This window comes from Phenylobacterium sp. (genome assembly GCF_036402295.1).
Taxonomy (GTDB): Bacteria; Pseudomonadota; Alphaproteobacteria; order Caulobacterales; family Caulobacteraceae; genus Phenylobacterium.
Map to the genome: position 1 here is coordinate 1 of NZ_DASWTE010000234.1, position 18,725 is coordinate 18,725.

An 18,725-nucleotide genomic window follows, 5' to 3' on the forward strand; every position below is an offset into this window, starting at 1 on the left:
GATCGGCGCCGCGCTGACCACGCTGACCGCCGCCCCGGTCGTGGCCGAGGCCGCGCCCGCCAAGCCCGCCGCCACGGCTCCGGCCGCGGCGCCCAAGCCCAGCAAGAGCGGCCACATCGAGGCGAACGGCGTCACCTACTACTACGAGGTCCGCGGTTCGGGCCCGCCGCTGCTGCTGCTGCATGGCGGCCTGGGTTCGATCGACATGTTCGCCCCGATCATGGCCGACCTGACCGCCCGCCACACGGTGATCGGCGTCGACCTGCAGGGCCACGGCCGCACGGTCCTCGGCGACCGGCCGTTCAGCCTGCAGGCACAGGGCGCCGACATGGCCACGATCCTGACCAAGCTGGGCTACGGCAAGGCGGACGTCCTCGGCTACTCGCTCGGCGGCGGCGTCGCCTTCCAGCTCGCCGTGCAGCACCCGGAGCGGGTCAACAAGCTGGTGTTGCTCTCGACCGGCTACGCGCAGGACGGCTTCTACGCCGACATGCTGAAGCAGCAGGCCCAGGTCAGCGCCCAGGCCGCGCCCTTCATGAAGGACACGCCGATGTACACGTCCTACGTGGCCGTGGCGCCCCGCCCGCAGGACTTCCCGAAGCTGCTCGACACCCTCGGCGCCTTCATGCGCCAGTCCTACGACTTCTCCGCCGACGTGGCGAAGCTGACCATGCCGACCCTGCTGGTGTTCGGCGACAGCGACATGTACCGCCCCGAGCACGAGGTGAAGTTCTTCCAGATGCTGGGCGGCGGCCTGAAGGACGGCGGCTGGCAGCGGGAGCACGTGACCAAGAACCGCCTGGCGATCCTGCCCGGGCGCACCCACTACGACATCTTCCTCGCCCCCGAGTTCCTCTCGACCGCGCTGACCTTCATCGAGGGCCGCGAGCAGGTGGCCAGCTGGCAGGCGGCCACGGCGAAGTAGACGATCGAAGGGGAGCCTCAGTCCTCGATGCGGTTCCCCTTCATCTCCTTGAGGAAGAAGAACCCGATGACCGCCGTGAACGCCGCCACGACGATCGGGTACCAGAGCCCGTAGTAGATGTTGCCCGTGGCCGCGACCATGGCGAAGGCGGTGGTCGGCAGGAAGCCGCCCAGCCAGCCGTTCCCCAGATGGTAGGGCAGCGACATCGAGGTGTAGCGGATCCGCGCGGGGAACATCTCCACCAGCGCCGCGGCGATCGGCCCGTAGACCATGGTCACGTAGATCACCAGCAGCCACAGCAGGAAGACGACCATCGGCTTGTTGACCAGGGCCTGGTCGGCTTTCGGTGGATAGCCGGCCGTCTTGAGCATGGCGCCGAGCTCCTTTGTCCAGGCGGCCTTGCGGGCGTCGAAGTCGGCCTTGGGGAGGCCCGCGCCCTCGAAACTGGCGAGCTGGGCGGTCCCCACCTGCACCACCGCCACCGAACCCGCCGGCGCTGCGCGGTTCTCGTAGGACACGCCGGCCGACGCCAGCGCGGCCTTGGCCACGTCGCAGGCGCTGGTGAAGGCGGTCTTGCCCACGGGGTCGAACTGCAGGGCGCAGGACGCCGGGTCGGCGATCACCAGCACCGGCGCCGAGGCCGTCGCCTGGGCGAGCTGCGGATTGGCCGCCGCCGTGAGCCCCTTGAAGATCGGGAAATAGGTCAGCGCCGCCAAAACGCAGCCCACCAGGATCACCGGCTTGCGGCCGATCTTGTCCGACAGCCAGCCGAAGACCACGAAGAACGGCGTGCCCAGGAGGAGCGACACCGCGACCAGGGTGTTGGTCAGCGCGCCGTCGACCTTCAGCATGCGCTCCAGGAAGAACAGCGCGTAGAACTGGCCGGTGTACCAGACCACCGCCTGGCCGGCGGTCAGCCCGGCCAGCGCCAGGATCACCAGCTTCAGGTTGCCCCACTCGCCGAAGCTCTCGGCCAGCGGCTTCTTCGAGGTCTTCCCCTCGTCGACCATCTTCTGGAACACCGGGCTCTCGTTGAGCCGCAGCCGGATCCAGAGCGACACGCCCAGGAGCAGGATCGAGACCAGGAACGGGATTCGCCAGCCCCAGGCCTTGAAGGCGTCCTCGCCGATGTTGGTGCGCACCAGGAGGATGACGATCAGGCTCAGGAACAGGCCGGCCGTCGCCGTGGTCTGGATCCAGCTGGTGTAGAGGCCGCGCTTGCCGGGCGGCGCGTGCTCGGCGACGTAGGTGGCCGCCCCGCCGTACTCGCCGCCCAGCGCCAGGCCCTGGATCAGCCGCAGCGTGATCAGCAGCGCCGGCGCCGCCACGCCGATGGCCTCGTAGCTGGGCAAGAGGCCCACCACGAACGTGGAAAGGCCCATCAGGAGCATGGTGACGAGGAAGGTGTTCTTGCGGCCCCAGAGGTCGCCCAGCCGCCCGAACACGATCGCCCCGAACGGCCGCACCGCGAACCCGGCGGCGAAGGCCAGCAGGGCGAAGATGTAGCCGGTGACCTCGTTCACGCCCGAGAAGAAGTGGGCCGTGATGAAACTGGCGAGCGAGCCGTAGAGGTAGAAGTCGTACCACTCGAAGACGGTGCCGACGGACGCGCCCGCCACCACCGTCGCGTTGGACCCCGCCCGCGCCGGCGCACCTTCTTCCGCTACTGCCGCCATGCCGTCTCCCCTTGTCGTCGGGGACGGACCGTAGGGCGAAACCTACGCGCTCGTCACCCGGAGGATGACGGCCGAAGCCTATTCGCCGTCGCCGAGTTCGCCCATGGCGCTCTGGAGATAGTTCTGCTCGCCCAGGCTCTTCACGAGGCTGATCTGGGTCTCGAGGAAGTCGATGTGCTCCTCGGTGTCGGTGAGGATCTCGCGCAGGACCTGGCGCGAGACGAAGTCGGCGGACGCCTCGCACAGCTTGATGCCTTCGATCAGCGTCGCGCGGCCGCCCACCTCGACGCCCAGGTCCGCCGCCAGCGCCTCGGGCACGGTCTCGCCGATCGAGAGCTTGTGCAGGTCCTGCAGGTTGGGCAGGCCGTCGAGGAACAGGATCCGCTTGATGAGCTTGTCGGCGTGCTTCATCTCGCCGATCGACTCTTCATAGGTGACCTTGCCGAGGCGGGCGAAGCCCCAGTTCTCGTACATGCGCGCGTGCAGGTAATACTGATTTACGGCGGTCAGCTCATTGGTCAGGACCGCGTTCAACAGCTTGATGATCGCCTTGTCGCCTTGCACCGTCGAGCCTCCGTCCAATCTCTGGGCACGGGATTGCCTCCCGTGGGTGGGCGATGTCAAAGACAATGTCTGCGAGTGATTTGCGGTTGCTCAAAAAACCGCAATATCTTTGAGAATGATTTGCGCTCGCCGGAACAGGCAGCGAGCCAAACCTTACTCGGCTGCGAACCGCAGCGCTTCCTGCTCTTCCCGGACCATCTTGCGCATGTCGCAGACGCAGCGGGCGCACTGGGCTTCCGAGTCGCAGGCCTTGAAGATCAGCGCAGGCCGGGTCGCGCCCGCGGCGATGGCCGCACGCACTTCACGCTCACGAATGCCGTTGCAGTTACAGACGTACATGGGCGCGCAAGCGGCTCCTGGCTGAGGCTCAACAGTTAGCTTCTTGCGACTAACATTGCAAGTCATTCGCAAGGAGTAGTTAACGCGATTTCGGCGCGCCGCGGTGTCGCAGGCGTCCCAGGCCGTCGCTATATGTGACCTGCGCCGGCTGGCCCGGCGACAACGCCAGAGGGACGGCGATGGAACTCGACGCGCTCATCCTGTCGCGGCTGCAGTTCGCCTTCACCATCGCGTTCCACATCATCTTCCCCAGCTTCACCATCGGCCTCGCCAGCTACCTGGCCGTGCTGGAGGGGCTGTGGCTGTTCACGCGGAGGGAGGCGTTCAAGACGCTCTACCTCTTCTGGGTGAAGATCTTTGCGATCTCGTTCGGCATGGGCGTCGTCTCCGGCGTGGTGCTGAGCTACCAGATCGGCACCAACTGGAGCGTGTTCGCCGCCAAGACCGCGCCGGTCATCGGGCCGCTGCTCGCGTTCGAGGTGCTGACCGCCTTCTTCCTAGAGGCCTCGTTCCTGGGCGTGATGCTGTTCGGTTGGCGCAAAGTCGGGCCGGGGCTGCACTTCACGTCCACCTGCCTCGTCGCCATCGGCACCCTCATCTCGGCCTTCTGGATCATCTCGGCCAACAGCTGGATGCAGTACCCGACGGGCCACATCGTGCTGCCCGACGGTTCGCTCAGGACCGAGAACTGGCTGAAGGTGATCTTCTCGCCCACCTTCCCCGAGCGGTTCGCCCACATGGCGCTCGCCGCCTACCTCACGACGGCGCTGGTGGTGGGCGCGGCCTCGGCGTGGCGCATCCTGCGCCGTGGGCCCGAGCCGGAGGCGAAGATCGCGCTGCGCATGGCGATCGGCATGTTCGCCGTCGTGGCGCCGCTGCAGCTCGTGGTCGGCGACTTTTCCGGCAAGGAGATGCTGCAGGTCCAGCCCGCCAAGCTGGCGGCCGTCGAGGCGTTCTGGGAGACCAGACGCGAGCAGGCCTTCCACGTGATCGCCTGGCCCGACCGGGCCACGGAGCGCAACCGCTTCGAGGTCTCGATCCCGAAGCTCGGCAGCTGGATCACCGCCGGCAGCACGTCCGCCGAGATCACGGGCCTGAAGGCTTTCGCGCCGCAGGACCGACCGCCGGTCTTCATCGTCTTCTGGGCGTTCCGGATCATGGTGGGCCTGGGCGTGCTGATGATCGGCCTGGGCGCCTGGGGCGCCTGGCTCATCTGGCGCCGGAAGCTCGAAGCCTCGAAGCCGTTCCTCTACGCCGCCGTCGCCATGGGCCCCGCGGGCTTCGTGGCGGTGATCTGCGGCTGGATCGTCGCCGAGGTGGGCCGCCAGCCCTACACCGTCACCGGCCTCCTGCGGACTGCGGACTCGGTCTCGCCGGTCGGCGCAGGCCAGGTCTCGGCGTCGCTGCTCGCCTTCATGATCGTCTACGCGATCATCTTCTCGGTGGGCGTCCTCTATATCCTGCGCCTGATCGCCGAGGGCCCGACGCCCGAAGCCGCGCCGGACGCCCGGGGCGAGGCCCCCGGCAACCCGCTGGCGGCGCTCGAGGAGGGCCGGCCATGAGCCTCGACCTGCCGCTGATCTGGGCCGGGATCATCGCCACGGCCGTCCTGCTCTACGTGCTGCTCGACGGCTTCGACCTGGGCATCGGCATCCTCTTCCCGTTCGCCGCCGATCCGCGCGAGCGCGACGTGATGATGGAGTCCATCGCGCCCGTCTGGGACGGCAACGAGACCTGGCTGGTGCTGGGCGGCGGCGGGCTCTTCGCCGCCTTCCCATTCGCCTATGCGGCGCTGATGCCGGCGCTCTACCTGCCGATCATCCTGATGCTGTTGGCGCTGATCCTGCGCGGCGTGGCCTTCGAGTTCCGCCACCACGGGCGCGTGCGCGGCAAGGCGTTCTGGACCGCCGCCTTCGCCGGCGGCTCGCTGGCCGCTGCGCTGGCCCAGGGGCTGGTGCTGGGCGGCTTCATCCAGGGCGTGAAGCTGCAGGGCCAGGCCTTCGCCGGCGGCCCCTTCGATTGGCTCACCCCCTACAGCCTGCTGGTAGCCGTGGGCGTGGTCGCCGGCTACACACTCCTGGGCGCCGGCTGGCTCATCTGGCGCACCGAGGGCGCGCTGCAGGTCCGCGCCCGCCGCTGGGGCTGGATCGCCGCGGCGGCCACTGCGGCCCTGCTGGCCGCCGTTAGCCTGGCCACCCTGGTCGTCCACCCGCGCATCGCCGCCCGTTGGGGCTTCGAGGGCGGGGCGTTCGACTTCGCGGCGCTCCTGCCGCTGACCCCGATCCCGCTCCTGGGGCTCATCGGCCTCGCGGTGACCGTCTGGGGCCTGCGCCGGGGCCACGGCCGGGCCCTGATCGGCGCCTACCTGGTCTTCCTGTCGGGCTACGTCGGCCTCGCGGTGGGCTTCTTCCCCAACATCGTCCCCTACGACATGGACTTCCGAGAAGCCGCCAACGCCGACAATGCGCTCGGCCTCATGCTGGGCGGCGTGGCGATCCTGCTGCCGGCGATCGTGGGCTACACCGTCTGGGTCTACTGGCTCTTCCGCGGTAAGGTCGGCGCCCATGCCGGCTATCATTGAACCTCCGCCGGACGCCGACACGCCGCTGCCGCCGCTCTGGAAGCGGCTGGCCTGGTTCGGTGGCCTCGCCATCACCGGCGCGGCCTCGTGCGCTGCGATCGCCTATGCGCTGAGGTTGCTGCTGCGCTAGGTAGGGCCATGGCCCAACCGCTTTGCCGCCTCTACCTGATCACCCCGCCGCGGATCGACGACCTCGCCGCCTTCGGCCACACGCTCGCGCATGCCTTGGACGCCGGCGATGTCGCGGCTCTGCAGATCCGGCTCAAGGACGTGGGGGACGATATCATCGCCGCCGCGACCGACGTGATCCTGCCCATCGCCCAGGCCCGCGGCCTGGCCGTGATCATGAACGACCGCCCCGACCTCGCGGCCCGCCTGGGCTGCGACGGCGTCCATATCGGCCAGACCGACGGCAGCTACGCCGAGGCCCGCCGACTGGTGGGCAACGACCGGATGGTCGGCGTCACCTGCCACGACAGCCGCCACCTCGCCATGGAGGCCGCCGAGGCCGGCGCCGACTACGTGGCCTTCGGGGCGTTCTTCCCGACCACCACCAAGGACGCACTCGCCCGCGCCGACCCCGAGATCCTGACCATCTGGCAGGAGACCATGGAGGTCCCCTGCGTCGCCATCGGCGGCATCACGTCCGCGAACGCTAGGGGCCTTGCCGCGGCGGGCGCGGATTTCCTGGCCGTCTCGGCGGGCGTGTGGAGCCACGCCGACCCCGCGGCGGCGGTGAAGGCGATCAACGCGGAGATCGCGGCAGGCGTGGCGGAGCGGGGCTAGCGGCTCCTCTCCCCCAAGGCGAAGCCCGAGGGGGAGGAGGACTACTCAGGCGCTGCGTCCTCGTACTCCGGCAGACCCTCCGGCACGCACACCCACGGATGCCGCGTCGCCGTGTAGACCATCCGCTGGGGCGCCGGCAGGTTCTGGCCGACGAAGCAGCCACCGGCCAGGCCGATAACGTCGTCCTCCTCGTCCGGGACCCACCACAGGTTGGTCCCGCAACGGGCGCAGCGGTGGAAGGTGGTCGAACCGTCGGACAGCTTGAATGTCTGGGTCTCGCCCGAGCGCGCCGCGATCTGCTCCGGCCGCGCATAGACCGTCACCCCGAAGAAGCCGCCCGTCCGCCGCTGGCAGCGGGTGCAGGCGCAGCTCGAGACGTAGAACGGATCGCCCTTCAGCGTCAGCCGCAGGTCGCCGCACCAGCAGCGGGCTTCGCGCGTCACATCGCCTTGCATGGGGCCACGATAGCGACGCCGCTTGCGTCGGGCGACCCCGGCCACTAGTTTCCGCGCCCTCTTCCGCCCGAGATCTTTTGAAACCGTGAGCACCCAATCCGCCCTCCTGAAGGTGATGAGCGACGCTGCGCGCAAGGCGGCGCGTGGCCTCAACCGCGACTTCGGCGAGCTCGCCGAGCTGCAGGTGGCCAAGAAGGCGCCGGCCGACTTCGTGTCCGCCGCCGACCTCAAGGCCGAGCAGGTGATCTTCGAGGCGCTGACCAAGGCGCGCCCCGGCTACGGCTTCCTGGGTGAGGAGCGGGGCCTGATCGAGGGCTCGGACAAGACCCACCGGTGGATCGTCGACCCGCTCGACGGCACCACCAACTTCCTGCACGCCATCCCGCACTTCGCCATCAACATCGCGCTCGAGCGCGAGGGCGTGGTCGTGGCGGCCCTGACCCACAATCCGATCACCAACGAGACGTTCTGGGCCGAGAAGGGCAAGGGGGCCTTCGTCAACGATCACCGCCTGCGGGTGGCGGCGCGCCAGCGGCTGGACGAGTCGGTGCTGGCCACCGGCATCCCGTTCCTGGGCCACGGACAGCACGCGAAGTTCCTGAAGGAGCTGCATCAGATCAGCCAGCGGGTGGCGGGGGTGCGCCGCTTCGGCGCCGCGTCCCTCGACCTCGCCTGGGTGGCCGCCGGCCGGTTCGACGGCTACTGGGAGCGCGACCTGAACGCCTGGGACTTGGCGGCCGGCACGCTGCTGGTCACCGAGGCGGGCGGCAAGGTGACCGACGCCGACGGCGGCGGCGAGGTGCTGACCACGGGTTCGGTGGTGGCCGGCAATCTCGACATCCACCCGCAACTGCTCAGTCGCCTGACCGCCGCAAAATAAAGGCTAAGGTGGCGGGATGATCACCCGCCGCACCCTTGCCGCCGCCGTCACCTTCGCCGCTTCGCCGGCTCTGGCGCAGAAGACGCGGCCCATCGTCATCGCCCACCGGGGCGCCAGCGGCGAGCGGCCCGAGCACACCCTCATGGCCTACAAGCTGGCCATCGAGCAGGGCTGCGACTTCATCGAGCCCGATCTCGTCGTCACCAAGGACGGGCACCTGGTGGTCCGCCACGAGAACGAGATCGCCGGCACGACCGACGTGGCGAGCCGACCGGAATTCGCCGCCCGCAAGACCGAGAAGCTGATCGACGGCCAGAAGATCACCGGCTGGTTCACCGAGGACTTCACCCTGGCCGAGCTGAAGACGCTCCGCGCCCGCGAGCGCCTGCCGCAGATTCGCCCGGGCAGCGCGAAGTTCGACGGCCGTGACGCGATCCCGACCTACCAAGAGGTCATCGACCTCGCGAAGGCCGAGAGCCGCCGCACCGGCCGCACCATCGGCACGTACCCGGAGATGAAGCACCCCACCTACTTCGCCGGCATCGGCCTGCCGATGGAGCAGCGACTCGCCGACACCCTGAAGAAGAACGGCCTCGACAGCCGCACCGCGCCTGTCTTCGTCCAGTGCTTCGAGGTGGCGCCGCTGAAGGCCTTCATGGGCCTCTCGAAGGCCCGCCGCGTGATGCTGATCGGCCAGACGGGCGCCGCTGCGCCGACGAAGACGCCCGAGGACCTGAAGGCCATCGCCGCCTTCGCCGATGGCCTAGGGCCGGAGTGGCCGATGGTCGTGGACGTCGTGGACGGAGGGCTCGGCCCCCCAACGAAGCTGGTCGACCTGGCCCACGCCGCGGGCCTCGCGGTCCACCCGTGGACGGTCCGCGCGGAGAGCCAGTTCCTGCCCCCGAAGCTGAAGCGCGGAGCTTCGCCCGCCGACCACGGCGACGCCGAGACCCTCTGCAGGGCGCTCTACGCGGCGGGAGTCGACGGCGTGTTCTCGGACTTCCCTGGCTTGGCAGTGAAGGCGCGGAACCCCGCCTAACCTCCGTTGTCATCCCGGTTTCGCGAAGCGAAGACCGGGACCCATTAGACTCTGAGTTCGTGGTTTGGCGCGGGCGGCGAAGCTGCGGGCAGCCCCCAATCCTGAGCTCAACGGGTCCTGGTCTTTGGCCTGCGGCCAAAACCGGGATGACAAGCTTTTGTTGTGCTTGGCGCCTAAGCCGCCTCGAACTGCAGCGCGGCCAGCCTCGCATAGAGCCCGTTCTTCGCGACCAGCTCGTTGTGCGTGCCCTCTTCCACCACGCGGCCCTCGTCCATGACCACAATGCGGTCGGCCTTCAACACGGTCGCCAGGCGGTGGGCGATGACCAGCGTGGTGTGGCCCTTCATCGCTTCGTCCAGCGCCCGTTGCACCAGGTGCTCGTTCTCGGCGTCGAGCGCCGAGGTCGCCTCGTCCAGCAGCAACACGGGCGCCTCGCGGATCAACGCGCGGGCGATGGCGAGCCGCTGGCGCTGGCCGCCGGAGAGCGTGCGGGCGCGGTCGCCGACCAGGGTCTCCAGGCCTTCCGGCAAGGCAGCGAGGAACCCCTCGGCCTGGGCCGCCCGCACGGCCGCCTGCACCTCGAGGTCGCTCGCGCCGTCGCGGCCGAAGCGGACGTTGTCGGCGGCCGAGCCGGAGAACAGCGGGCTCTCCTGGGCCACCAGCGCCATGCGGGCGCGCACCTCGGTGGGCTCGGCCTGGCGCAGGTCGACGCCGTCCAGCAGCACGCGGCCGGCCTGCGGGTCGTAGAAGCGCAACAGCAGCCGGAAGACGGTGCTCTTGCCCGCCCCCGACGGCCCCACCAGCGCCACCCGCTCGCCGGGCCGTACGCTGAGGGTGAAATTCTTCAGCGCCGGCAGGTCGGGACGGCCCGGGTAGGCGAACGTCACGCCCTCGAAGGCCACCTCGCCGCGCGGCGGGACCGGCAGCGCCGTCGGGTTGGCGGGCGCCGCTACGCCGGGCTTGGCGTCCAAGAGCTCGCCCACCCGCTCCATGGCGCCGGCCGCCTTCTGCACGTCGCCCCAGGTCTCGCCCAGAGCGCCGACGGAGCTCGCGGCCATCACCGACAGGAAGGCGAACTGGAACAATGCGCCCCAGCTGATGTCGCCGCGCAGGCCCGCGTGCACGCCCAGCCAGAACACGCCGACGATGCCGCCGAACACCAAGACGATCACCGCCGCGGTCATCAGGGCCCGGGTGGAGATGCGCTGCATCTGGGCGCGGAAGGCGGTCTCGACCGCCGAGCCGAACCGCTCGGCCGCCGCCCGCTCGCGCCCGAAGGCCTGCACGGTCTCGAGCGCATCCAGGCTCTCGCCGGCCGAGCCTACCGCGTCGGCGAACCGGTCCTGGGCCGAGCTGGTCAGCTTGCGCACCCGCCGCCCGAACAGGAACAGCGGCGCGATCACGAACGGGAAGGTCAGCAGGACCAAGCCGGTCAGGTGCGGGCTCACGAACACCAGCAGGACCAGCGCACCCACCAGGATCAGCAGGTTGCGGATCGCCACCGAGATCGAGGTCGCCAGCAGGGTCTCGACGATGGCGATGTCGGTGGTCAGGCGGGAGAGCACCTCGCCGGTGCGCGTCTGCAGGAAGAACGCCGGGTCCAGCTTCAGGATGTGGGCGTAGGTGGCCTTGCGGAGGTCCGCCACCACGCGCTCGCCCAGGCTGGTGACGAAGAAGAAGCGCATCGCCGTCGAGATCGCCAGCGTGCCGGCCACCGCGCCCACGATCATGAAGCGCCGGTCCACCGTCGCCGCGTCGAGGCCGGGGTCGGTCAGGTGGTCCACCACCAGCCGGATCGCGCCCGACATGCCCAGCGTCGCGGCGCTGGAGAGCAGCAGGAAGCCGAACGCGGCCGCCGCCCGGCCCCAGTGGGCGGCCAGGAACGGAGCCAGGCGTCGCAACGCGCCCACGTTGCGGCTGCGGCCGCGCTTGGCCGCGCCCTCAGCCAGGCTCTGGGCCAGGGCCTGGCCCTCGGTGGGCCGACCCTCCACCGCAGCGGACGCCACGGAAGGCCCCTCAACACTCATCGCATCGCACCTTGCATTTCACCGAGCGTTTCTCTATACGCGCGGCTTCCATTTTCACCGCCCCCTCGCGGGCGGCCGGCCAAATTCGGCCGCTCCCATACGTCAGGCGTCCGTTCGATGAAACAAGACATCCACCCCAACTACCACTTCATCACCGTCGTGATGACGGACGGCACCAGCTACCAGACGCGTTCCACCTACGGGAAGGAAGGCGACACGCTGAATCTGGACATCGATCCGAAGACCCACCCGGCCTGGACCGGCGGCGGCCACCAGCTGCTCGACCGCGGCGGCCGCGTGTCGCGCTTCAACGCCAAGTTCGGCGCCTTCACGCGCAAGTAAGCCGGCGCTAGCCGGACTCATCCCGCGAAGGCGGGGATCCAGACCCTAAGAACAGGAACGCCGCGAGGGGCAACCTTCGCGGCGTTTTCGTTTGCGCACCCACTCCTACGGTTGTCATCCCGGTCTTGGCGCAGCCAAGGACCGGACCCATTGAGCGCGGCGCATGGGATTGAGCCGCAGCGTCGATGCCGCGCCCCTCCACGAAGATCAGAGCTCAGTGGGTCCCGGTCTTCGCTTCGCGAAACCGGGATGACACCCCGTTTTGGGACTACCCCCCGAAGGCGTTCTTCAGTCGGTCCAGCTGGCCCAGCACCGGGTTGGCCGGTTCGGCGGTCTGGCTCTCCAGGTACATGCGGCGGTCCAGGTGGCGGACGCGCTCGTACAGGCGCTCGGCGCGGTCGGCCAGGCCCGTCAGGCCGCGGGGCAGTTCGCCGCGCGAGCCGTCGGACTCGCCGTTGCGGGCCACGTCGTCGGCGTTGAGGCGATAGCGGTCCTCGCAGGCGGCGGCGGGCGCCATGTCACCCTCGCGCACGGCCCGCTGGACCAGCAGCCACGAGGCCACCTGCATCAGCCGCGTCGTCAGCCGCATGCTCTCGGCTGCATAGGCGAGGGCGGCGTTGCGCGACAGCAGCTTGGATTCCTGGCGCCCCTCGCCGTCGAGGTAGGTGGCGGTCTCCTCGACCAGCTCCATCCCCTCCTGGAAGGTGCGCTCGAACAGCTCGGACCTGGCGAAGTCCTGGATCACGTCGTCGCGCCAGTCGGGCTTAAGGGTGTCCTGCATCGCGCCAACTCTACACCGCTTGTGGTTTCCACGCCCTGAACGAAAGGTCGCGGATCGATAGGGCGCTGCAACGCCCGTGCCAGGAGGTCAGTTGGCGCGCGGCGAGAAGAGGGCGTCCGCGGCCGCGCGGCCCGAGAGTTTCTTCTCGATCTGGGCCTGCACGCGCGCGCGTTCGGAGGCCAGGATCTCCAGGCGCTCCTCAAGCTCCGATACGGCGTAGAGGTCGAGGTCCTCGCGGCAGGCCTCGATGAGGCGCTGGCCGCGCCCGACCCGGACGTCAGCAGGTTCATCCATGTTCGAACCCTCCTTTGCGTCCCCCTAAAGGGTGGCTATCTGACCGATTGAGCGCCCCAATGGCAAGTTTCAGGACATTTCCATGACGAGCCCCGTCGAGACCGAGACCATGACCGCCATCGCCGTGGAGGGCGGCAGAGGCCCGGCCGCGGCCCTGAAAGCGGCGCAGATCCCGCTGCCGAAGCCCGGGCCCGGCCAGATCCTGATCCGGGTCCGCGCGGCCGGGGTGAACCGCCCCGACATCGTCCAGCGGCTGGGCATGTACCCGCCGCCGCCCGGCGCGCCCGACACCCTGGGCCTCGAGGTGGCCGGCGACGTGGCCGTGGGCGCGGGCCGCTGGAAGGCCGGCGACCAGGTCACAGCCCTGCTGGGCGGCGGCGGCTACGCCGAGTACGCCGTGGTCGACGCCCGCCACGCGCTGCCGATGCCGGAGGGCCTGTCGTTCGAGGAGGCCGCGGGCCTGCCAGAGACCGTCTTCACCGTCTACGCCAACATCTTCGAGCATGGGGCGCTGAAGGCCGGCGAGACGCTGCTGCTGCACGGCGCCACCTCGGGCATCGGCGTCACCGCCATCCAGATGGCCAAGGCCGCCGGCGCCAAGGTGATCGCCACCGGCCGCGGGGCCGACAAGGCGCAGGCCGCGCTGTCGCTGGGCGCCGACGTGGCCGTCGACGTCACCGCCGAGGACTTCGCCGAGGTCGCCAAGCGCGAGGGCGGCGTCGACGTGGTGCTCGACATGGTGGGCGGCGACTACTTCGCGAAGAACCTCGACGCCCTGAAGACCGGCGGCCGCATCGTCTACATCGCCGCCCAGGCCGGCGGCGAGATCAGCGTGCCGATCTTCCGCATCATGCAGAAGCGTGCGGTCATCACCGGCTCGACGCTGCGCCCGCGCGACGCCGACGAGAAGGCCCGCCTGGCCGCCGAGGTCGAGCGCGTGGTCTGGCCCTGGATCGCCGCCGGCAAGGTCAAGCCGCAGGTGGACAGGACCTTCCCGCTGGAGGACGCGGCCGCCGCCCACGCCCACCTCGAGGGCGGCGCCCACGTGGGCAAGGTGATCCTCACCGCGGGCTGATCGGAACGGCAAAGGCCGTCCGGCGTTCGGCGCGGATGGCCAGCCTCCTCCAACGCTCCCTAACCGACCTGGGCGTGCTCACTGCGCGTCCGATCGCCTTCCTCGCGCTCGGCGTCTACATCGCCGCCTGGCTGATCTTCGACCGCGAGAGCTTCGACATGCACGGCGGCGCGGCGCTGGCGGCCTGGCTGATGACGCTCTTCATCCAGCGCGCCGCCCACCGCGACACTCAGGCGATCCAGGCCAAGCTGGACGAGCTGCTGCGCGCCCATTCCGACGCGCGCACCGACCTGCGCGACCTCGACTCCGAGGAACCGGAAGACATCGAGCGCCACCGGGAGCGGCAGCGCCCGGCCAATGTGTCCATACCGAAAAATCAAAAACGTTGACGCTCGGGAAGGCCGCCCGCACCGTCCCGGCAGGCTGACGAGGGGCGCGCGAGACGCTCCCGGCGGCCGTGACGGAGGAACGCCGAATGACCTCTGCCGCCCGCGCGGCCGACGCGCCGCGCCTGGGTATCCCGACCAAGCTGGCCTACGCCGTCGGCTCGACGGCGACGAACCTGAAGCTCCGGGCGCTCTCGACGTTCCTGGTGATCTTCTACAATCAGGTCGTGGGCCTGCCGCCGCAGATGGTGGGCGGCATCCTGGCGATGGCGCTCTTGTTCGACGCCGTCCTCGACCCGATCCTCGGGCAGATCTCGGACAACGTCCGCTCGCGCTGGGGCCGCCGCCACCCTTTCATGCTGGCCGCAGCCCTGCCCTACGCCGTCTGCTTCTTCCTCTTGTGGAACCCGCCCATCGGCTGGACCGACCAGGCGCTCGGCGTCTACCTGATGGTGCTGATCTTTTCGGTGCGCTTCTTCGACACCTTCTTCGAGCTGCCGCACCAGGCCCTCGCCCCCGAGCTGGCCAAGGGCTACGACGAGCGCACCAACCTGCTTGCGATGCGCCACTTCTTCATGGTCGCCGGAGGCCTGGGCATGACGATCCTGGCCTACCAGGTGTTCCTCAAGGAGCGGCCCGACGGCGGCGGCGGCGTGCTGGCCCGCGACGGCTACTTCGCCTACTCGCTGACCGGCGCGATCATCATCTTCACCACCATCATCCTGTCGGTGTTCGGCACCGCCCACCGCATCCCCTACCTGGCCGAGCCGCCCAAGCGGACGATCACGCTGAAGGGCATGGCGGTGGAGATGTTCCACACCCTGAACAACCGCTCGTTCATCGCCATGGCGCTGGCCAGCATGTTCGTGGCCGTGGGGGTCGGCGCGCGGAACGGGCTGGAGATCTACTTCGGGCTCTACTTCTGGGAGCTGCGGCAGGTGCAGCTCGCCGGCCTCGCCACCATGAGCGTGATCGGCGGCTTCATCGGCGTGTTCCTGGCCCCGGTCGTGGGCAAGTGGCTGGGCAAGAAGTGGGGCGCGGTGGCCACCTTCATCTGCGCGGTGGGCGTCCACATCACGCCCGTGTCGCTGCGCCTCCTGGGCCTCGCCCCCGCCAACGGCACGCCCGAGCTGCTCTGGCTGCTCTACGGCGAGGAGATCGTGAACGCGACGCTGGCCGGGATCATCGCCATCCTGCTGCAGTCGCTGGTGGCCGACGTCGTCGAGGACGCCGAGGTCAAGACGGGCCGCCGCTCCGAGGGCCTGCTGATGTCGGCCAATAACGTCCTGCGCCGCGCGGTCTCCAGCGGCGGCGTGCTGGTGGCGACCACGGTGCTGGCCTTCATCGGCTTCCCCGACAAGGCCGAGCGCGGCCAGGTGCCCGACGACGTGCTGCGCAACCTGGGCCTCGCCTACATCCCGATGATCGTGGGCTTCTACGCCATCGGCATCGCGCTGATCTCGACCTACACGATCAACCGCAAGCGCCACATGGAGAACCTCGAGACCCTCAAGGCCCGCGACGCCGCCGGCGAACAGGCCGCCGCGGAGGCGGGGCCGGGGATCGGGTCGGGGGAAATCGCGGTGGAGAAGGCCTGACCGCCCGACGGCGCGCAGCGCCGAAGAAGGCCAACCACGGATTTCACGGATTTTCACGGATGCCGGCGGCGGCGCCCTGGGCGCCAATCCGTGCAATCCGTGAAATCCGTGGTTCGAAGAACTGCGCCTGCGGCGCCGCAACTACCGCTCGAAGATGCCCATCAGCAGCGGGCGCACGAAGACCGAGGCCGCCGCCTTGGGCCGCACGTCCGGCACCAGGTAGCCCAGCTCGGCGCAGGCGTTGAGCGTCGCGTTCAGCATCTGCGAGGCGATGAACGGGTCCACCGGCCGCAGGGACCCCTCGGCGATGCCGTCCGAGATCATCGAGGCGAAGCGGTCCGACACGCGGTTCGAGTGCTCCACCATCACCTTGCGCATCTGCTCGGGCAGCGCGGTCAGCGCGTTGGTGCGCAGCAGCGGGCCGTGATCCGAGAGCTGGAACTCGGCCAGCGCCGCCGCGCAGGCTGCGAGCTTGTCCCATTGGCTGCCGGGCAGCTCCATGGCCATCCGCTGGGCCCGCGTCATCACCTCGAAGCTGCGCTCGAAGCAGGCCACCACAAGGTCGTCCTTGGCCTCGTTGTGGTGGTAGAAGCTGCCCTTGGTCACGTTCAGCTCGGCCGAGATCTTGTCGACCGAAGCGCCGCGATAGCCGCGCCGGTTGATCAGCCGGGTCGCTGCCAGCAGGAAGGTCTCGCGGGCCAGCTCGGGACCGTCCCGGGCCGCCAGCTTCTCCATGGCGATCGCCGCCGGGGCCCACTCGTCCTTCTCGGTCGCCATGCCGTGGATGAAGATGTCGACCATCCGGTCGCGGATGCGCGGGTAGTCCTCGGGGTCGTATTTGGCGAGCCACGCGCCGCCCCAGAACACCTGTTCCAGCAGCATGCGGGTGCGCGCCGTGCGCCGGCCGCGCGACATCCACAGCATGTCGGGGTGGTCGAAGATCTGGCGCGCTTTCCGGAACAACCGGCCGTAGGCGGTGGCCACCTCCTCGCGCCGCGGCGAGGTGAGCGCACGCAGTTCGGAGATGATCGGCAGCGGCGGGGCGGTCCCCTCCACCGTCTGCTTCAGCACGTCGAGGTAGCGGGTCAGGAAGCTGTGCAGCCGCTCGGGCGGCGTGGGCGCGCGGGTCGCCAGGTCGGCGATGTCGTGCAGGGTCTCGATGCCCCGCGTGATGCAGGCGGCCGCCAGGTCGTCCTTGCGCTTGAAGTAGTAGGTGACGCTGGTGGTCGACAGGTCGACGGCCGCGGCGGTGTCGCCCAGCGTCAGCCCCTTGATCCCCTTGCGGTTCAGGATGTGTGTTGCAGCATCCAGGATGGCCTCACGCTTACGTTCGAACCGGTCCGTGGACTTCGCCGCGGCGCTACGTTGGGCCATAGAAGTTTGTTTCCCCACTGAAACGTTTAGATGACTCGGAAAGCGGCGCCGCGCCAAGAGGGGACGTGACGTTAACGTCACTGAACGCCGCATTTTCGAAGATCCGCCCTGCCCAATTCGGGGAACGGGGCGAATTTCACGTATCGGAGAACCCGAACGGGGCGCTTGTACGGCGGATGTCATCGGGCAGGATCTGGCGGCCGATCGGTGGGGCAGACCGCGCCGTGCATTCCGTCCGGTGGCAGATGCGGCAGGTGACGCCGATGGGGGTCGCCTGGTCCGGTCCCTGGGGGTGGCCGTCGGTGTAGACAAGCCGCGGCGCATGCTCGGCTGCACAGCCCAGCGCGATGGCCCGCTCCACCCGGGCCTTGCCGTAACCGCCGCCGCCGGCGGTCACCGTACGGGCGACGGAGAAGAAGCGCTGGCCGTCGGGCAGTTCCAGCCACTGGGTGACGATCTGGCGCGGCGTGCGGAAAGCCTGGTGCACGTTCCACAGCGGGCAGCCGCCGCCGTGCCGTGCGAACGGGAAGCCGGCCCCGTCCAGGCGCTTGGAGATGTTGCCCGCCTCGTCCACGCGGATGAAGAAGAACGGCACCCGCTCATGTCCCGGCTTCTGCAGGGTGGTGAGCCGGTGGGCCACCTGCTCGAAGCTGGCTCCGAACTGCCGCGACAGCGCCTCGATGTCGTAGCGCCGCGCCTCCACCGCCCGCGCGAACGCCGTGTAGGGCATCAAGAGCGCCGCGGCCGCGTAGCTGGCCAGCGCCCGGCGCGTCAGCCGCTCGCCGCTTTCGGTGGCGAACCCACCCCCGCTGACGATGGCGGCGACGTCGTCGTCCATCTCCAGGTAGGCGAGCTGCAGGGCCAGCTGGAAAGTCTGGCTGGCGTTGTCCAGCTCGTCCGAGAGCAGCACCTCGCGCCGGTGGCGGTCGAGGCGGCGCGTCGAGCCCACCATCACCTCGGGCGGCAGGCGGCGGACGCGCAGGCCGTGCCGGGCCTTGAAGTAGCCGGCCAAGCTGTCGTGGGCGGCCACCTGCTGGGCCAGCCGCTCGGCGGCGTCGTCCAGGCTGGGGAAGCTGTTGCGCCGCGCCTCCAGGAAGCGCCGCGACTCCGCCACCGGATCCGAGACGTCGGGGCCCGGCGTGGCGCCCGCCTCGACCTCGACGCCGCGGTCCGCCAGCGCCAGCTGCTCCTCGCGATAGGCCGTGTAGAGCCGCAGCAGCGCCTCGGTGACGCCCGGGAAGTTGGTGGTGACGTCCGCCGCCTCGAGGCTGGGCAGGTCGATGTCGGCGAACATCGGGTCCTTCAGCACCGTTTGCAGCCGCGCGATGTCGTCGGCCGAGGCGTCGCCGGCCAGGGCGTCCATGTCGATCTTGTAGGTGCGCGCCAGCCGCAGCAGCAGCTCGGCGCTGAGCGGCCGATGGTTGCGCTCCAGGAGCGCGACGTACGACGGCGATATCTCCAGGTCCGAGGCCATGTCGGACTGGGTGAGGCCCAGGTCGCGCCGGAGGCGGCGCAGGCTGGGGCCGACGTAAAGGCGGCGCTCGGCAGGCATGTCAGGTCTCTGATCTGTAAGCCTTTACAACATTACAGAGAAATCTTGTAA

Annotated in this window: 20 protein-coding genes; 11 read left to right on the forward strand and 9 right to left on the reverse strand. The window is 69.5% G+C overall.

From position 1 onward, the window contains the following. Positions 1–925, forward strand: a 925-nt coding sequence (locus VGD44_RS14360; RefSeq protein WP_331088207.1) for an alpha/beta hydrolase, incomplete at its 5' end; no start/stop codon positions are given. Positions 926–942: 17 nt separating this feature from the next. Here the strand turns inward: VGD44_RS14360 and VGD44_RS14365 are convergent. The 3 genes from VGD44_RS14365 to VGD44_RS14375 form a co-directional block, all read right to left on the reverse strand. Next, the gene (locus VGD44_RS14365) at positions 943–2,601 is read right to left on the reverse strand and encodes an MFS transporter (RefSeq protein ID WP_331088209.1); all 1,659 of its coding nucleotides are present in this window, start codon (positions 2,599–2,601) and stop codon (positions 943–945) included. A gap of 78 nt (positions 2,602–2,679) precedes the next feature. Next, complete coding sequence (gene bfr, locus VGD44_RS14370) at positions 2,680–3,165, reverse strand: bacterioferritin (protein ID WP_331088211.1); 486 nt, start codon at positions 3,163–3,165, stop codon at positions 2,680–2,682. Positions 3,166–3,318: 153 nt separating this feature from the next. Beyond that, the gene (locus VGD44_RS14375) at positions 3,319–3,504 is read right to left on the reverse strand and encodes a (2Fe-2S)-binding protein (protein ID WP_331088213.1); all 186 of its coding nucleotides are present in this window, start codon (positions 3,502–3,504) and stop codon (positions 3,319–3,321) included. Positions 3,505–3,683: 179 nt separating this feature from the next. Between VGD44_RS14375 and VGD44_RS14380 the strand changes: the two genes are divergently transcribed. Genes VGD44_RS14380 through thiE form a run of 4 tightly spaced genes read left to right on the forward strand, consistent with a single transcriptional unit; the run spans position 3,684 to position 6,871 of the window. Then, positions 3,684–5,066: a cytochrome ubiquinol oxidase subunit I gene (locus tag VGD44_RS14380; RefSeq protein WP_331088214.1), complete on the forward strand. Its 1,383-nt coding sequence runs from the start codon at positions 3,684–3,686 to the stop codon at positions 5,064–5,066. Continuing rightward, a complete protein-coding gene (cydB, locus tag VGD44_RS14385; protein ID WP_331088216.1) occupies positions 5,063–6,085 on the forward strand; it encodes a cytochrome d ubiquinol oxidase subunit II in 1,023 nt (340 codons plus the stop codon). Before VGD44_RS14380 ends, cydB begins: the two co-directional genes overlap by 4 nt. Continuing rightward, positions 6,069–6,215 carry a hypothetical protein gene (locus tag VGD44_RS14390; protein WP_331088217.1) on the forward strand — a complete coding sequence of 49 codons (147 nt, stop codon included), beginning with the start codon at positions 6,069–6,071 and terminating at the stop codon, positions 6,213–6,215. Before cydB ends, VGD44_RS14390 begins: the two co-directional genes overlap by 17 nt. 8 nt (positions 6,216–6,223) lie before the next feature. Further along, positions 6,224–6,871, forward strand: coding sequence for a thiamine phosphate synthase (gene thiE, locus VGD44_RS14395; protein WP_331088219.1), 648 nt, complete (start codon positions 6,224–6,226; stop codon positions 6,869–6,871). A 41-nt stretch (positions 6,872–6,912) separates the two neighbouring features. On the opposite strand, the gene VGD44_RS14400 is transcribed toward thiE, so the two are convergent. After that, positions 6,913–7,314 (reverse strand): GFA family protein, encoded by a 402-nt coding sequence (locus tag VGD44_RS14400; RefSeq protein WP_331088221.1) that lies wholly within the window; start codon positions 7,312–7,314, stop codon positions 6,913–6,915. Positions 7,315–7,411: 97 nt separating this feature from the next. On the opposite strand from VGD44_RS14400, the gene VGD44_RS14405 reads away from it, so the two are divergent. Both VGD44_RS14405 and VGD44_RS14410 read left to right on the forward strand, forming a co-directional pair. Further along, positions 7,412–8,206: an inositol monophosphatase family protein gene (locus VGD44_RS14405; protein ID WP_331088223.1), complete on the forward strand. Its 795-nt coding sequence runs from the start codon at positions 7,412–7,414 to the stop codon at positions 8,204–8,206. Positions 8,207–8,222: 16 nt separating this feature from the next. Continuing rightward, complete coding sequence (locus tag VGD44_RS14410; RefSeq protein WP_331088226.1) at positions 8,223–9,245, forward strand: glycerophosphodiester phosphodiesterase; 1,023 nt, start codon at positions 8,223–8,225, stop codon at positions 9,243–9,245. Positions 9,246–9,418: 173 nt separating this feature from the next. Here the strand turns inward: VGD44_RS14410 and VGD44_RS14415 are convergent, their stop codons facing one another. Beyond that, positions 9,419–11,272, reverse strand: a complete 1,854-nt coding sequence (locus VGD44_RS14415) for an ABC transporter transmembrane domain-containing protein (protein WP_331088228.1) — start codon at positions 11,270–11,272, stop codon at positions 9,419–9,421. Between the two features lie 117 nt (positions 11,273–11,389). Here VGD44_RS14415 and rpmE point away from each other — a divergent pair, with 117 nt between their 5' ends. Beyond that, positions 11,390–11,614 (forward strand): 50S ribosomal protein L31, encoded by a 225-nt coding sequence (gene rpmE / locus VGD44_RS14420; protein ID WP_331088230.1) that lies wholly within the window; start codon positions 11,390–11,392, stop codon positions 11,612–11,614. A 268-nt stretch (positions 11,615–11,882) separates the two neighbouring features. Here the strand turns inward: rpmE and VGD44_RS14425 are convergent, their stop codons facing one another. After that, the gene (locus VGD44_RS14425; RefSeq protein WP_331088232.1) at positions 11,883–12,395 is read right to left on the reverse strand and encodes a DUF1465 family protein; all 513 of its coding nucleotides are present in this window, start codon (positions 12,393–12,395) and stop codon (positions 11,883–11,885) included. Positions 12,396–12,482: 87 nt separating this feature from the next. Then, positions 12,483–12,689, reverse strand: coding sequence for a DUF1192 domain-containing protein (locus VGD44_RS14430; RefSeq protein WP_331088234.1), 207 nt, complete (start codon positions 12,687–12,689; stop codon positions 12,483–12,485). An 82-nt stretch (positions 12,690–12,771) separates the two neighbouring features. Here VGD44_RS14430 and VGD44_RS14435 point away from each other — a divergent pair, with 82 nt between their 5' ends. The 3 genes from VGD44_RS14435 to VGD44_RS14445 all read left to right on the forward strand — a co-directional run bounded on the left by VGD44_RS14435 (position 12,772) and on the right by VGD44_RS14445 (position 15,748). Next, positions 12,772–13,764: an NAD(P)H-quinone oxidoreductase gene (locus VGD44_RS14435; protein ID WP_331088236.1), complete on the forward strand. Its 993-nt coding sequence runs from the start codon at positions 12,772–12,774 to the stop codon at positions 13,762–13,764. A gap of 35 nt (positions 13,765–13,799) precedes the next feature. Further along, positions 13,800–14,153: a low affinity iron permease family protein gene (locus tag VGD44_RS14440; protein WP_331088238.1), complete on the forward strand. Its 354-nt coding sequence runs from the start codon at positions 13,800–13,802 to the stop codon at positions 14,151–14,153. An 86-nt stretch (positions 14,154–14,239) separates the two neighbouring features. Further along, the gene (locus tag VGD44_RS14445; RefSeq protein ID WP_331088240.1) at positions 14,240–15,748 is read left to right on the forward strand and encodes an MFS transporter; all 1,509 of its coding nucleotides are present in this window, start codon (positions 14,240–14,242) and stop codon (positions 15,746–15,748) included. Positions 15,749–15,889: 141 nt separating this feature from the next. On the opposite strand, the gene VGD44_RS14450 is transcribed toward VGD44_RS14445, so the two are convergent. Together VGD44_RS14450 and VGD44_RS14455 are read right to left on the reverse strand one after the other, a co-directional pair. Next, on the reverse strand, positions 15,890–17,122 hold the full coding sequence (locus VGD44_RS14450) for a TetR/AcrR family transcriptional regulator (protein WP_331088242.1): 1,233 nt from the start codon (positions 17,120–17,122) through the stop codon (positions 15,890–15,892). Positions 17,123–17,258: 136 nt separating this feature from the next. Then, positions 17,259–18,674: a helix-turn-helix domain-containing protein gene (locus VGD44_RS14455; RefSeq protein WP_331088244.1), complete on the reverse strand. Its 1,416-nt coding sequence runs from the start codon at positions 18,672–18,674 to the stop codon at positions 17,259–17,261. Positions 18,675–18,725: the final 51 nt, after the last annotated feature.